The organism is Lysobacter sp. TAB13 (assembly GCF_052113885.1).
GTDB lineage: Bacteria > Pseudomonadota > Gammaproteobacteria > Xanthomonadales > Xanthomonadaceae > Lysobacter > Lysobacter gummosus.
In genome coordinates this window covers 47,064-61,045 of sequence record NZ_JBFRDR010000014.1, presented here as the reverse complement: position 1 = coordinate 61,045, position 13,982 = coordinate 47,064, and the positions used below count along the sequence as shown (strand labels likewise).

Genomic DNA, 13,982 nt, shown 5'->3' with positions numbered 1-13,982 from the left:
TCAACCGCCAAAAACCGACAGCGCGACACGCCGGTGCCGGCGCGCGGCTGATCTACTATCCGTCAACCCGATGCCCAGCGAGTGCAGTGAGATGGAGCGTTTCTTCAACCGGCCGGCCGATGTCGTCACCCAGGTATTGAACAGCACGGCCGCCGGCGCGGCGCTGGCGGTGGCCGATCCGGCCTCGGGCATGCGCATCCTCGCGCGCGCCGCGCTCGACCGCAGCCGGGTGGCGTTGCTGTCCGGCGGCGGCGCCGGCCATGAGCCTTCGCACGCCGGCTTCGTCGGCCGCGGCATGCTCAGCGCGGCGGTTTCCGGCGAGATTTTCGCCTCGCCCGGTGTAGCCGCGGTGCATGCCGCGATCCGTCACTGCAGCGGCAGCGGCGGCGCCTTGCTGATCGTCAAGAACTACACCGGCGACCGTCTCAATTTCGGCCTGGCCGCCGAGCAGGCGCGGCGCGAAGGCGTGGACGTGCGCATGTGCATCGTCGCCGACGACATCGCCCTGGCCGACGCGCCGCGGCCGCGCGGCGTCGCCGGCACGGTGCTGGTGCACAAGTACGCCGGTTATCTGGCCGAGCTGGGGCTCACGCTCGATGAACTGACCGAGCGCACGCAGGCCTTCGCCAACTCGCTGCTGTCGCTGGGCCTGTCGCTGTCGAGCTGCACCTTGCCCGGCCACGCGCCGCAGCCGCGCGGCGCCGAACTGGGGCTGGGCATCCACAACGAACCCGGCGCGCGCCGGATCGATCCGCACGACGCCGCCGAAGCGGTGCAACTGGTGCTGACGCCGCTGCTGGAACAGGCAGTGCAGCGTTTCGGCATCGGCACGCGCTGGATCGTCATGCTCAACGATCTGGGCGGGTGCTCGACCCAGGAACTGGCCGTGCTCGCCGACGAAGTACTGCGCCGCATCGGCCGCGAACGCATCGCGCTGATGGTGCGGCCGTCGGCGCTGATGACCTCGCTGGACATGCATGGATTTTCGCTGACCCTGCTGCCGGCGCTGCCCGAGTACGTAGAAGCGTTGTCGACGCCGGTCGAGCCCCTGGCCTGGCCCGGCGTATTCGAGCCGCGCGCGCCGGGCATCTTCGCGGTGGTCGCGGATGCGGGAGCCACGGCCGTCGGCGCGCAGGACGCCGCGGTTGCCGCCGCCATCGACGGCATCGCGCGGGTCTTGCTCGCGTCCGAACAGACCTTGGACGAACTCGACGCGCGCATCGGCGACGGCGACGCCGGCAGCACCTTCGCCGCCGGCGCGCGCGCGGTCGCCGACGCGCTCAAGCGGCAGTCGCTGAGCACCGGCGAGCCGGCCAAGCTGTGCGACGAACTTGGCCGCTTGTTGGCGCATGCGATGGGCGGCTCCAGCGGCGTGCTGCTGTCGATCTTGTTCACCGCCACCGGCACCGCGCTGGCCGCCGGCCGCGGCTGGCAGGACGCACTGGGCGAAGGCATCGCGCGCATGCGTCACTACGGCGGCGCTGCGCCCGGCGATCGGACCATGCTCGATGCCCTGATCCCCGCGGTCGAAGCGCTGGACCAGGGCTTCGCCGCCGCGGCCCGGGCCGCGCGCGAAGGCGCCGACCGCACCGCGACGATGACGCGCGCCGGAGCGGGGCGGGCTTCGTATGTGCCCGAGCATGCGCTCGTCGGCGCGATCGATCCGGGCGCCGAGGCGGTGGCGCGGGCGTTTGCGAGTCTGGCGGGGTAGGTGATCGATGCGAAGTAGGGCGTAGGCGAATCAAGAGCGAGTTGATCGCCCTTTGCCGTCATTCCCGCGAACGCGGGCGCTGTCTTACTTCGGCGGAACCGAACATCCAGCGCCTTTCAAGCGAAGCGCGCGAAGCCGCCGCACCTGCGCCTTTCACCAAATGCCCGCCCAACAAAAAAGCCGACGATCGCTCGTCGGCTTTCTGTATGAAGTGGTGGAGCCAGGGAGGATCGAACTCCCGACCTCGTCATTGCGAACGACGCGCTCTCCCAGCTGAGCTATGGCCCCACATTCAGAGGGAGCAAGTTTAGCCGGAGGAAACCGCTCGCGCTAGTAGCGGGGCGAATTTCCGCGACGCCCTGCCGGATCGGCCCGCCAAAGGCGCCGTGGTTCAGCGTTCGGCGGCCAGCAACGGCGCCAGATCCGGCTCCAGGGCGGCGCGGCGCCAGCCGGACAGGGCGTCGGGCCAGTCGCCGTGATCGAGCAGCGCCTCCAGCCAGCGGCGCGAGGCGAGCACGCCGTCGGGCAGGCCGAGCGCGGCGCTGCGGCTGGCCACGGCGTCCTGCAGCTGGCGCAGGCGTTGCTTGTCGCGGGTTTCGGCGACGCCGGCATCGGGCGCCTCATCCTCGTCGGCGAGCGGGGTGCTCAAGGCCGTCCACAAGGTCTCGGTGAGCTTGCGCGGGGCCTTGGGGTGGGCGTCGAGCTGGCGCTGCAGCGCATCGCGATCGGCCGGGGCCTGGCGGGCCAGGGCCACGGCCAGTTCGTTGTCCAGAATCCAGCTGCGCGGCTTGTCGCTGTCGCGCGCGTACACGTCGCGCCAGCGCAGCAGCCGCACCAGCCGGCGCTGGGCCGGCTGGTCGAGGAATTGCGCGCTGCGCATCGACAGATGCGGCCAGCGCTCGGGCGCTTCGTTTTCGGCGTTGACGACGGTGCGGCCGGCGTCTTCGGCCAGCCACTCGCTGCGGCCGAGCTGATCGAGCATGCCGGCCAGCGCGTCGTGCATCGCGAACAGATACAGCACGTCGTCGGCGGCGTATTCCAGCTGCGACGGCGACAACGGCCGGCGCATCCAGTCCGAGCGCGTCTCGCCCTTGGCCAGGGCCACGCCGGTGAGTTGTTCGACCAGCTTCTGATAGCCCAGCCCGCTGCCGATGCCGGCCAGCGCCGCGGCCTGCTGGGTGTCGAACAGCGGCTTGGGCACCACGCCGCAGGCGTGCTTGAACGCGACCAGGTCCTCGCTGGGACTGTGCACCACTTTGAGAATCGCCGTGTCGGCCAGGATCGGCGCCAGTGCCTCGTTGACGCCCGGACGCAGCGGATCGACCAGCAGGATCGTCGGCTCGGCCTCGCCCTCGCGCTCGATGGCGATCTGCACCAGGGCCAGTTGCGGCCAGTAGGTGCGTTCGCGGATGAATTCCGTGTCCAGGCCGATACGCGCGGGCTTGACCTCGAAATGCGCTTGCAGCGCGGCGGCGGTATTGATCCAGACGGGCATGTTTTTCGGTGGTTTCGCTTGCGGGTGGAATGAAGGCCGGCGGGCGACAATAGCCTAATGCAGCCGGGATTAGGGATTCGGGATGGGGGATCGGCGGGCCCGATCGCGTCGAAACCGGCTGCCCCGGCCCTTTACCGATCCCGAACCGCTGATCCCGAATCCCGGCCTTGAAGCGATATGCTGCGCCGGTCGCTCGCGCCATCCGGGAGAGGTCGAAGTTTGCGCGCACTGATGTGGACCAGCATCGTCGCCTTGGGGCTGTTGGCCGGTTGCACCGACCGGGCCGGCAAGAGCGCCTCGCAGGACGCGGCTGCGCGCACGCCGATCGTGACCGTCAGCGCCGATCAGGCGGTTTCGCCGGTGCCGCCGTGGCAAGCGCCGGCGATCGCGGTCAGCGAGCACAATGCGCGCGAGTTGCACAAGCGCGCGCAGGCCGCGCTCAAGTCCGGCGATCTGCACGCCAATGCCGATTCGGCGATCCCGCTGTACCTGGCCTTGCGCGGCTTCGCCCCGAACGACCGCGTCGCCGCCGCCGGCCTGGACCGCGCGATCGCGCTGCTGCTGGTCGAAGGCGACGCCGCGCTGAAGAAGATCGACGAAGACCCGCTGTCGCTGCGCGCCGCGCATGAGGCCGCCGCGGTGGCGCGCGCGGTCGCGCCGGAACATCGCAAGGTCGAGGCGTACCTGGAGCGGGTGGATCGCGCCGATCAGGCGCAGGAAGCCGACCGCCTGGGCGAAGTGGACCTCAACGCTGGCCGCATCGGCGAAGACGGCAAGGGCGGCGCGCTGGCGCGCTTCGGCGAGGCGCTGGAGCTGCGTCCGGGCGACGTGCGCGCCAAGCAAGGCATCGCCGCGGCCGAAAGCGCGCTGATCCGCCGCGCCGAGGTCGCCGCCGACAAGGACGATTACGCCAACGCCGAGCGCTGGCTGGCCAAGGCCGCGCTGGTGCGGCCGAAGATGAGCACGGCGTCGGATGCGCAAGGACGGATCGCCGCGCAGCGGCAGGCGCGGATCGGCAGCCTGCGCGATCAGGGCATCGCCGCGCTGCCGAAGTTCCGCGGCATCGATGAGGCGCGCGGCTATCTGGCCACCTTGCTGCGGATCGCGCCGACCGGCGATCCGGCCGCGGCCGAGCTGCGCGAACGCATCGAACTGGCCACCCATTACGGCCTGTTCCGTCCGGGCCAGGTGTTCACCGACGCGATGAATCTCGGCGGCCGCGGCCCGGCGATGGTGGTGATTCCGCACGGCGCGTTCCGCATGGGCGCGGACGTGAGCGAAGCCGACTCCAGCGATGCCGAGCGGCCGCTGCGCAATATCCGTTTCGAACGCGGGCTGGCGATGTCGCGCTACGAAATCACCGTCGGCGAATTCCGCCGCTTCATGAATTCGACCAAGCATCGCGCGCGCGCCACCCGCCGCGGCTATTCCATCGCCTACGACGAGCGCAGCGGCAATCTGGTGCGGCGCGGCGGGGTGGACTGGCGTTCGGACTACGCCGGCCAGCCGGCCGCGGACAATCTGCCGGTGGTGCACGTCAGCGCCAAGGACGCGGCGGCCTACGTGGAGTGGCTGTCGGCGATCACCGGCCAGCGCTACCGCCTGCCCAGCGAGGCCGAGTACGAATACGCGCTGCGCGCCGGCAGCCAGGGCCGTTATCCCTGGGGTGACGGCGCGCCGCCGGCCAAGACCGGCAATCTGACCGGCAGCCTGGACGCATCGCCCAGCGGCCGGCGCTGGCGCAACGCCTTCCAAGGCTACGGCGACGGCGCCTGGGGGCCGGCGCCGGTCGGCAGTTACGCACCCAATGCATTCGGTCTTCACGACATGGGCGGCAATGTCAGCGAGTGGGTGGCCGATTGCTGGCACGACAACTACCGGCGCGCACCGCGCGACGGCGCGGCCTGGTTCAATCCGGGCTGCCGCACGCGGGTGTTTCGTGGCGGTTCGTGGTCGAGCTCGCCGGCGCAGACGCGCGCGGCGTGGCGCCAGGGCACCAGCGCGGACACCACCAACGGACGCCTGGGTTTCCGGGTCGTGCGGGATATTTGAGTTCGGCCGGCGGCGGTCCATGATGGGGCGCCTGCGGCCGGTCGGCGGCAGGAGTCGAGCGGGTCGATGCGGCGTTCGCGAAGGCGGCGCGGCGCGATCGCAGGGTAGGGCGTTCAGCGCTCGCAGGCAGGTTTCGGGAGTGTGCAGATGAGGATCGATCCCCTCGGCAATCAGGCGCAGGGCGGACGGCGCGGATTCGGCGGTTTTCGCTGGTGGATCTTGTTGCTGTTCGGCTTGTACGCGGCGTGGTCGTGGTTCGGCAGCGCCAAGACCGATCCCTACACCGGCGAGAAGGCGCATTACGGCGCCAGTGCCGACGAGGAAGTGCAGCTCGGCGAACAGGCCTTCGTGCAGGTGCTCAACGACGCCACCGCGCAGCGCGCGCTGTTGCCGTCGGCCTCGCCGCAGAGCCAGGACGTCAGCGAGATCGCCCAGCGCCTGATCAACAAGGTGCCGCAGGTGACCCAGGCGCTGGCGCAGCAGAACAACCAGGCCGCGCCGGAGGACTACAAGAACTTCAAGTGGAGCGTGGCGGTCATCAACTCGCAGGAGGCCAACGCCTTCTGCCTGCCCGGCGGCAAGATGGCGGTGTACACCGGCCTGCTGCCGGTGACCCAGAACGACGACGCGCTGGCGGTGGTGATGGGCCATGAAATCGCCCACGCGCTGTTGCGCCACGGTTCGCAGCGCATGGCCCAGCAGAAGCTGGTGCAGATGGGGCAGATGGCCGCCGGCATGGCGGTGGGCGGCATGGACCCGCAACAGCAGCAGATGATCATGGGCGCGCTCGGCGCAGGCGCGCAGTACGGCCTGGTGTTGCCGTATGGGCGCAATCACGAGACCCAGGCCGACAAGGTCGGTTTGATGCTGGCCGCGGCGGCGTGTTACGACCCGCGCCAGGCGATTCCGTTGTGGCAGCGCATGTCGCAGCTCGGCGGCGGCCAGCGCCCGCCGGAATTCGCCTCGACCCACCCGGACCCGGCCAACCGCATCCAGACGCTGGAGGCGCTGATGCCTACGGCGATGAAGTTCTATGAGGCCAATTGCGCGGGGAAGCCGCTGGCCAGGTGAGTTGGCCGCGGAGGTTCGCTTGCGGCGCTGTGCGCTTGTCATTCGAGGTAGGGCGCGCGCATTTACTCTTGCTCGTCATTCCGGCGAAGGCGGGCTCCGCTTTACTTCGGCGGAGCCGAACATCCAGAGACTTCAGAGCCGTGTCGCGATAAAGCCCTGGATCCCCGCCTTCGCGGGGATGACGAACGGGTAGAGGACGCGCGCGTCTGCTTTTGCTCTTGCTCGTCATTCCCGCGAAGGCGGGCTCCGCTTTACTTCGGCGGAGCCGAACATCCAGAGACTTCAGAGTTGTGTCGCGATAAAGCCCTGGATCCCCGCCTGCGCGGGGATGACGCACGGGTAGAGGACGCGCGCGTCTGCTTTTGCTCTTGCTCGTCATTCCCGCGAAGGCGGGAATCCAGAGACTTCAGAGTCATGTCGCGATAGGGCCTGGATCCCCGCCTTCGCGAGGATGACGCACGGGTAGGGCGTGCGCGCCTGCTTTTGCTCGTCATTCCCGCGAACGCGGGAATCCAGCGACTTTTCTGCCGGATCGCGAAAGACACTGGATGTTCGGCTCCGCCGAAGTAAAGCGGAGCCCGCGTTCGCGGGAATGACGGACGTGAGAGGGCGTGGGCAGCCACAATCCGACTTCGACTTCGACTTCGACTTCGACTTCGAATCCCAGCCCCTCAAAAACTCATAAACAACCCACCATTCACCGGAATATTCGCCCCGGTAATGAACCCCGCCTCCTCGGCCGTCAAGAATTCCACCGTGCGCGCGATCTCGCTGGGCTTGCCCAGGCGGCCGACCGGGACGCTGTCGATGATCTTGCCGCGGATGTCCTCGGCGATCGCCATCACCATCGCGGTTTCGCAGTATCCCGGCGATACCGAGTTCACCGTCACGCCCTTGCGCGCGACCTCGCGCGCCAGCGCCATCGTGAAGCCGTGCATGCCGGCCTTGGCCGCGGAGTAATTCGTCTGGCCGAACTGACCGGTCTGGCCGTTGACCGAACTGATGTTGACGATGCGGCCGAAGCCGCGCTCGGCCATGCCGTCGACCGCATGCCGGCACAGGTTGAACACGCCGTCGAGATTGACGCTGAGCACGTCGTCCCAGGCGCGCTTTTCCATCTTGCGCAGGCTTCCGTCGCGGGTGATGCCGGCGGCGTTGACCAGGATGTCGATCGCGCCGTCCTCGCCCACGATGCGTTCGATCGCCGCGCCGCAATCGTCGTAGTCGGCGACGTTGGCCGCTTCGAAGCGGATGTCGAAGCCGTCGGTGAGCGCGGCGAATTGGGCGATGCGTTCTTCGCGCGCGCCCAGGTCCAGCGCGATCACGCGGCGTCCGGCGCGCGCCAGCGACAGACAGATTTCGGTGCCCAGGCCGCCGATGCCGCCGCTGACCACGGCGATGCGTTTGTTCATGTCGGTTCCCCACAACGAAAGACGCGCCGCATGCCGGCGAGCCTTGAATTCACGGATAGCGGCCGCCAAGCGAGCGGACGCGGAGGATTCACGCGTCCCGGCACCGTCCCCACGGTCCGCGAACGATCATCCGCGCCGATGCGCGGCGCGCAAGAAAAAAGCGCGGCTCAACGCTCGCGCTTGGTATCGGTCTTCTGCTTCGGCGTGACCGGCTGGCCTACGCTTCCGGAAAGATTTTGCTGGAACTCTTTCCACAAGGTCAGGTTGCGCTCGGTGAGCTGATTCATCATCGCCCACGGCGTCTGCCCGAGCATGCCGCCCATCTGGTTGCGGAAGGTCTGTTGCTGATCGAGGAACACCTGCATCGATCGCTCCAGGTAGTTGCCCATGAAGCCCTGCAGCGAGTCGCCGTAGAAGCGGATGATCTGGCTCAGCAACTGCGTGGAGAGCACCGGTTCGCCGTCTTGTTCGTGCTCGGCGATGATCTGCAGCAGCACTTGCCGGGTGAGGTCGTCGCCGGAGCGAGCGTCGCGCACTTCGAACTCTTCGCCATCGACGATGAGCTGTCGCACGTCCTCGATGGTGATGTAGCTGGAGATCTCGGTGTCGTAAAGACGACGGTTCGGATACTTCTTGATGATGCGGGTCGAGGCCATTGAGCTTTGGCTCTAAAAACGTGGTGCCTTGCAGCATGGCGCAGGGCGCAGGGGCTTGCAACAGGGGCGTGCGGGAGGCTGCGCGCAGCGGCCTGCGACAGCCGCGCGGGGTATTCGCCGCGCCCGCGCCCGATCCGCCGCCGGGCCAGTACAAGCGGCAAAAAACCCTTCGAATCAGCCCTCAAGCGCGCAATCGTCAAGGCCGCCGGCCGGGCCGGGAGCGTGCCGGGTCAGTGAACCGGAGGGTTCGAGATTTTCGTCAAAGCAACACTTGCGCGCGGCCGATGCGCGGAGCCGGAGACCTGAACAGGCCTCCGGCCCGAACTCGCGCCGGGCTTACCAGCCCATGTACTGGCCGCCGTTGGCGGACAGGTTGGCGCCGGTGATCCAGCTGGCTTCGTCGGGGATGAAGAAGCTCACCGCGTAGGCGATTTCTTCCGGCGTGCCCAGGCGCCCGGTCGGGATCTGCGCGACGATCTTGTTGCGCACGTCCTCGGGCACGGCCATGACCATGTCGGTGCCGATGTAGCCGGGCGAGACCGTGTTCACGGTAATGCCGAACTTCGCGTTTTCCTGTGCCAGCGAAATGGTGAAGCCGTGCATGCCGGCCTTGGCCGCGGCGTAGTTGGCCTGGCCGTACTGGCCCTTCTGGCCGTTGATCGAGCTGATCTGCACGATCCGTCCCCACTTGCGCTCGCGCATGCCCTCGATCACCGGACGGGTGACGTTGAAGCAGGAGTTGAGGTTGGTGGAGATGACGTCGGTCCACTGCTGCGAGGTCATGCGGTGGAAGGTCGAATCGCGGGTGATGCCGGCGTTGTTGACCAGGATGTCGACCGGGCCGAGCTGGCGTTCGACATCGCGGATCAGCGCTTCGGCGTGTTCCGGCGAGGCCACGTCGCCGTGCGCGATGGTCACGTCGATGCCCTGTTCCTTCAACTGCGCCTGCCAGGCGCGCCCTTTGGCTTCGTCTCGGTAATTGGTCGCGACCTTGTGCCCCATCTTGGCGAGGCGTTGGACGATCGAGGTGCCGATGCCACCGGTACCGCCGGTGACGAGTGCAACACGGGACTGCATGCTGAGCTCTCCTTGACCGCGAAGGGCGGTCTCGTCCCGATTCTAGACAGCATTCGTGCAAGGATCGTTGTGCATCGCGGCGAGACTGGCGACGGTCTGCGGAATCTGTGCCGGACTGAACGAAACCCGTGCCAAGGCGAGCAATTGCGTGACAGTCGCCACCTCATCCAGGGCGTGCGGATCCTGGCCCAGCGCCTGCCATGCGGCGCGCAGCGCCGGCAGCGGATCGGCGGGATCGAGCGGATGGGCGGCATCGGATTTGGACAGCTTGCGGCCGTTCGCGTCGAGCAGCAGCGGCAGGTGCGCGTAGTCCGGCGTGGCTAGGCCGAGCGCGCGCTGCAGCAGGATCTGGCGCGCGGTGGAATCGAGCAGGTCGGCGCCGCGGACCACTTCGGTGATGCCCTGGTCGGCATCGTCCACGACCACCGCCAGTTGATAGGCCCAGTAGCCGTCGGCGCGGCGCAGGACGAAGTCGCCGACCTCGCGGGCGACATCCTGATGCTGCGGGCCGAGGATCGTATCGACGAAATCGACCGCGGCGCCGTCGGCCACGCGCAAACGGATCGCCGGCTGCGGCGCGCCGTGTCCCGGACGCGGCGTGGCGGCCACGCAGCGTCGGTGGATGCCGCCGTCGGCGGCGAGGTCGCTGCGGCTGCAATGGCAGGCGAAGGCGAGGCCGGCGTCGAGCAGGCGATCCAGCGCGGCCTGATAGAGCCCATGGCGATTGCTTTGCCGGACCACCGCTTCGTCGCTGTCCAGGCCGAACGCGGCCAGCGCCTGCAACTGGCGCTGGGCGGCGCCGGGAACTTCACGCGGCGGATCGAGGTCTTCGATACGTATCAGCCAGGCGCCGCCGTGATGGCGCGCCAGCAGCCAGCTGCCGAACGCCGCCAGCAGTGAGCCGGCGTGCAGTTCGCCGGTGGGCGAGGGCGCGAAGCGGCCGCGATAGCGGGCGCGCGCCGCGGCCGGCCGCTCGGCCGTTGGACGGGCCGGCGGATCGGCGGGCGACTGGGCGTCGGCAGGATGTCCGGACAATGAACGAAGGCTCGCGCGGCGGTGGGTTTGCCGCCGATTCTCGTTGAATTAACCGCCGCTTTGCCACATTTCAACCATCGCGGCGTTGCGCCGCGGACAAACAACGACAGGGACCGTCGCCCTGAAGCCGCGCATGGTGCGCGGCACGATACGCCCTACGACCATGTTCAAACGCATAGCGCTTTTCCTCGCCACCAACCTGGCCGTGCTGGTGCTGCTCGGCATCGTGATGTCGGTGCTGCAGAACGTCTTCGGCATCCGCCTGGGCAATAACGGCGCGATCCTGGTGATGGCGGCGGTGTTCGGTTTCGGCGGTTCGCTGATTTCGCTGCTGATGTCCAAGTGGATCGCCAAGCGCACCACCGGCGCCTACGTCATCGAGCAGCCGCGCAATGCCGACGAGCAGTGGCTGGTGGCGACCGTGCGCCGCCAGGCCGAAGCGGCCGGCATCGGCGCGCCCGAGGTCGCGATCTATGAGGCGCCGGAAATCAACGCCTTCGCTACCGGCGCCAATCGCAACAACGCGCTGGTCGCGGTGTCGACCGGCTTGCTGCGGGCGATGACCCGCGACGAGGCCGAGGCGGTGCTCGCGCATGAAGTCAGCCACGTCGCCAACGGCGACATGGTCACGATGGCGCTGATCCAGGGCGTGCTCAACACCTTCGTGCTGGTGGCCGCGCGCGTGGTCGGCGGCTGGATCGACGCGATGATGAGCGGCGGACGCGAGTCGCGCGGGCCGGGCTTGTTTTATTTCGTGACGGTGTTCGTGCTGGATATCGTGTTCGGCATTCTGGCGAGCATGATCGCGATGGCGTTTTCGCGGTATCGCGAGTTCCGCGCCGACGCGGGTGGTGCGCGTCTGGCCGGGCGGCAGAAGATGATCGCGGCGCTGCAGCGTTTGTCGCAGACTTACGGCGAGAGCACGCTGCCCAAGCAGGTGCAGGCGTTCGGCATCAGCGGCGCGGTCGGTCATGGTTTGTCGAAGTTGATGCGCAGCCATCCGCCGCTGGAGGAGCGCATCGCGGCGTTGCGTAGTGCGCCGCAGGAGCAGGTGGGGGGCGTTGTTGCTCGCTGAGGAGCAACAGCAAGAGCGAATCCCCCCAGCCCTCCTTTTTCAAAGGGGGGAACTGCAAAGGCAGAAGCACAAAGCAAAAAAGCCCGCCGGAAGGCGGGCTTTTTGCTGTGCGGGATTTGTAGCCTTTCCCGATTCCCGATTCCCGATTCCCGATTCCCGATTCCCGATTCCCAGCCTTACTGGAAGTCGTAATCCATATCAGGCCCCGCCGCGGCCAGGAAGTGGCCCTGGGCGTAGTCGATGCCGGCGGCGAACAGCAGGCTCATGCTGGCCGCGTCCTGGACGAATTCGGCGATGGTCTGCCGGCCCAGTTCGCGCGCCTTTTCGGCGATTTCGCGCACGCGTTGCTGGTGGTCGGGGTTGGAGGTGAGGTCTTCCATGTAGCTGCGGTCGATCTTGAGGAAGGCCGCGTCGAAGTGGGTCAGCAACTGGAACGAGTTTAGGCCGGCGCCGAATTGCTCCAGGCCCACGCGCACGCCGTAGTGGTAGATGCGCGACTGGAACTCCTGCGCCGCGCGCAGGTTGGTGAAGACTTTCGACTCGGGCAGTTGCAGCACCAGCAGCTTGCCGTCGGCGCCGTGCTTGGCCAGCAGTTCGACGATGTGCTGCTGCAGGCTTTCGTCCTGCAGCGAGGCCTGGGTGATCTTGACCAGCAAGGTGGTGCGCCGGCCTTGGCGCATGCGCTCGCCGATCACCTGGATCGCGCGGCCCACCACCCAGCGGTCGATTTCCCACAGCAGGCCGTGTTCTTCCGCCACCTGCAGGAACGACAGCGGCTGTATCAGTTCGCCGCCGCCTTCGTCGATGCCCGGGCCCAGGTTCTGCATGCGCAGATAGGCCTCGTACATCTCGATCGGCTCGCCGTGCAGGTTGATCAGCGGCTGGTAGTTCATCACGAAGCGATCGGCGTCGAGCGCGTCGCGGATGCGCGCGACCCAGGCGGCGATGCGTTCTTCCTCGGCGCGGTCGGCCGCGCCGGGGTCGAACAGCTCGATGCGGTTGCCGCCGATGTCGCTGGCCGATTGCAGGCACTGCGCGGCCTTGCCCAGCACCGCGGTGACGCTGGCGATCTTCTCGCCGATCTGCACGCCGCCGACGCTGGCGGTGGCGCTGAGCGAGAGGTGATCGGTTTCCAGCACCCGCGCCGAGAACGCTTCGCGCAATTTGTCGCCCAGGCTGGAGGTGTGCGAATGGTCGCTGTGCAGGGTCAGCACCGCGAACTGGTGTTCGCCGAAGCGCGCGGCGATGTCGTCCGGGCCGATCGCTTCGCGCAGGCGCTCGCCGCAGGCCTTGATCAACTGGTCGGCCTGGTCCAGGCCGATTTCCTGCAGCAACTGGTTGTAGTGGTCCGGCTCGATCAGCAGCAGGCCGTGATGCGCGGAGTTCTGCGCCGCGTCGGCGACCGCGTCTTCGAGCGAGCGCAGGAAGGTCGCGCGGTTGAGCAGGCCGGTGACCTGGTCGCGCTGGCGCAGGGCTTCGACCTCGCGCGCCAGTTCCGGATCGACCTCCTGCCGGCGCAGCACCACCTGCAGGCATTGCTCGCCTTCGTAGGTGGCCGCGGTGAATTCCATCACCGCCGGGAAAGCGTTGCCGTCCAGCGCGCGGGCCTGGGTTTCGTAGCTCGGCGGCGGGGTTTCACCCTTGCTGAGCTGCTTGAGCAATTGCTTGAAGCCATCGACCTGGCCGGGCGCGACCAGATCGAGCAGGGACATGCCCTCGATGTCCTCGAAGGACTCGAAGCCGAAAATTTCCAGGTACGCGGCATTGGCACGGATGTGCATGCCTTCGTGGATGTAGGCGATGGGGTCGCGCGAGGAATCGATCAGCGCATCGCAGCGGCGCTCGGTCTCGCGCACCTGCGCTTCCAGGCGGCGCAGCGAGCGGCGGCCTTCCAGGTCGGCCCATTCGGCGCGGACCACGTTCTGCAGGTGGCTGATGTTGGAGCGCAGCACGATGCCGCGCGCGCCGATCTCCATCACTCCGAGCACGGCGGCCTCGTCCACGGCCTCCATCAGCACCAGCACCGGCAGGTCCTTGCCGCTGGCGTCCACGCTCTGCATCAGCTTGAGCAGGGAGATGTTGCGCGAATTGCGCGCGGCCAGCACCAGATCCGGCGGATGCTGCAAAATCAGCGCCGACAGTTCCTGCTCGTTCTCGGGGCGGGTGGGCCGCACCGCGATACCGCTGTTGCGCAGCGCGCTGACGATGGCTTCGGCCGCCTCGACGCTGTCGTCGACGATCAGCAAGCGCAACACCATGTCTTTGCCGAATTGCATTGACCACCTCCGTGGGCCGGTTTTATGACACGAAGCGCCGGCCTCGTCCACGTAAGGACGAGAATCTGTGACCCGTTGTAGGGTTCGATCACGCAAAGAGTGCATCGCTAACGCTCTTGTGC

At 67.9% G+C, this 13,982-nt stretch carries 10 protein-coding genes and 1 tRNA gene; 4 read left to right on the top strand and 7 right to left on the bottom strand.

Going from position 1 to position 13,982, the window contains the following annotated elements; translation table 11 throughout:
• Nucleotides 1-91 precede the first annotated feature (91 nt).
• Nucleotides 92-1,711, top strand: coding sequence for a dihydroxyacetone kinase subunit DhaK (locus tag AB4Y92_RS17025; RefSeq protein ID WP_441820728.1), 1,620 nt, complete (start codon nucleotides 92-94; stop codon nucleotides 1,709-1,711).
• Nucleotides 1,712-1,923: 212 nt separating this feature from the next.
• Here AB4Y92_RS17025 and AB4Y92_RS17020 read toward each other — a convergent pair.
• Both AB4Y92_RS17020 and rnd read right to left on the bottom strand, forming a co-directional pair.
• Nucleotides 1,924-1,999: transfer RNA gene (locus tag AB4Y92_RS17020), tRNA-Ala, on the bottom strand.
• 103 nt (nucleotides 2,000-2,102) lie between these two features.
• Nucleotides 2,103-3,206 carry a ribonuclease D gene (rnd, locus tag AB4Y92_RS17015; RefSeq protein ID WP_441820727.1) on the bottom strand — a complete coding sequence of 368 codons (1,104 nt, stop codon included), beginning with the start codon at nucleotides 3,204-3,206 and terminating at the stop codon, nucleotides 2,103-2,105.
• Between the two features lie 231 nt (nucleotides 3,207-3,437).
• Between rnd and AB4Y92_RS17010 the strand changes: the two genes are divergently transcribed.
• Together AB4Y92_RS17010 and AB4Y92_RS17005 are read left to right on the top strand one after the other, a co-directional pair.
• Nucleotides 3,438-5,258, top strand: coding sequence for an SUMF1/EgtB/PvdO family nonheme iron enzyme (locus AB4Y92_RS17010; RefSeq protein ID WP_441820778.1), 1,821 nt, complete (start codon nucleotides 3,438-3,440; stop codon nucleotides 5,256-5,258).
• Between the two features lie 147 nt (nucleotides 5,259-5,405).
• Nucleotides 5,406-6,329 (top strand): M48 family metallopeptidase, encoded by a 924-nt coding sequence (locus AB4Y92_RS17005; RefSeq protein WP_441820726.1) that lies wholly within the window; start codon nucleotides 5,406-5,408, stop codon nucleotides 6,327-6,329.
• Between the two features lie 671 nt (nucleotides 6,330-7,000).
• Here the strand turns inward: AB4Y92_RS17005 and phbB (AB4Y92_RS17000) are convergent.
• The 4 genes from phbB (AB4Y92_RS17000) to gluQRS all read right to left on the bottom strand — a co-directional run bounded on the left by phbB (AB4Y92_RS17000) (nucleotide 7,001) and on the right by gluQRS (nucleotide 10,386).
• Nucleotides 7,001-7,741, bottom strand: a complete 741-nt coding sequence (gene phbB, locus AB4Y92_RS17000; protein WP_057945363.1) for an acetoacetyl-CoA reductase — start codon at nucleotides 7,739-7,741, stop codon at nucleotides 7,001-7,003.
• A gap of 167 nt (nucleotides 7,742-7,908) precedes the next feature.
• A complete protein-coding gene (gene phaR / locus AB4Y92_RS16995; RefSeq protein WP_057942443.1) occupies nucleotides 7,909-8,397 on the bottom strand; it encodes a polyhydroxyalkanoate synthesis repressor PhaR in 489 nt (162 codons plus the stop codon).
• 336 nt (nucleotides 8,398-8,733) lie between these two features.
• The gene (phbB, locus tag AB4Y92_RS16990) at nucleotides 8,734-9,474 is read right to left on the bottom strand and encodes an acetoacetyl-CoA reductase (RefSeq protein ID WP_441820725.1); all 741 of its coding nucleotides are present in this window, start codon (nucleotides 9,472-9,474) and stop codon (nucleotides 8,734-8,736) included.
• A 42-nt stretch (nucleotides 9,475-9,516) separates the two neighbouring features.
• The gene (gene gluQRS, locus AB4Y92_RS16985; RefSeq protein WP_441820777.1) at nucleotides 9,517-10,386 is read right to left on the bottom strand and encodes a tRNA glutamyl-Q(34) synthetase GluQRS; all 870 of its coding nucleotides are present in this window, start codon (nucleotides 10,384-10,386) and stop codon (nucleotides 9,517-9,519) included.
• Between the two features lie 286 nt (nucleotides 10,387-10,672).
• Here gluQRS and htpX point away from each other — a divergent pair, with 286 nt between their 5' ends.
• On the top strand, nucleotides 10,673-11,584 hold the full coding sequence (gene htpX / locus AB4Y92_RS16980) for a protease HtpX (protein WP_441820724.1): 912 nt from the start codon (nucleotides 10,673-10,675) through the stop codon (nucleotides 11,582-11,584).
• A 176-nt stretch (nucleotides 11,585-11,760) separates the two neighbouring features.
• Here htpX and AB4Y92_RS16975 read toward each other — a convergent pair whose 3' ends face one another.
• On the bottom strand, nucleotides 11,761-13,860 hold the full coding sequence (locus tag AB4Y92_RS16975) for an EAL domain-containing response regulator (RefSeq protein ID WP_441820723.1): 2,100 nt from the start codon (nucleotides 13,858-13,860) through the stop codon (nucleotides 11,761-11,763).
• Nucleotides 13,861-13,982: the final 122 nt, after the last annotated feature.

Bases quoted from the DNA above. Each gene is read 5' to 3' on its own strand.
- AB4Y92_RS16975 (WP_441820723.1), bottom strand. From the start codon at position 13,860: ATGCAATTCGGCAAAGACATGGTGTTGCGCTTGCTGATCGTCGACGAC.
- AB4Y92_RS17010 (WP_441820778.1), top strand. From the start codon at position 3,438: ATGTGGACCAGCATCGTCGCCTTGGGGCTGTTGGCCGGTTGCACCGAC.
- phaR (WP_057942443.1), bottom strand. From the start codon at position 8,397: ATGGCCTCGACCCGCATCATCAAGAAGTATCCGAACCGTCGTCTTTAC.
- phbB (WP_057945363.1), bottom strand. From the start codon at position 7,741: ATGAACAAACGCATCGCCGTGGTCAGCGGCGGCATCGGCGGCCTGGGC.
- AB4Y92_RS17005 (WP_441820726.1), top strand. From the start codon at position 5,406: ATGAGGATCGATCCCCTCGGCAATCAGGCGCAGGGCGGACGGCGCGGA.
- phbB (WP_441820725.1), bottom strand. From the start codon at position 9,474: ATGCAGTCCCGTGTTGCACTCGTCACCGGCGGTACCGGTGGCATCGGC.
- rnd (WP_441820727.1), bottom strand. From the start codon at position 3,206: ATGCCCGTCTGGATCAATACCGCCGCCGCGCTGCAAGCGCATTTCGAG.
- AB4Y92_RS17025 (WP_441820728.1), top strand. From the start codon at position 92: ATGGAGCGTTTCTTCAACCGGCCGGCCGATGTCGTCACCCAGGTATTG.
- htpX (WP_441820724.1), top strand. From the start codon at position 10,673: ATGTTCAAACGCATAGCGCTTTTCCTCGCCACCAACCTGGCCGTGCTG.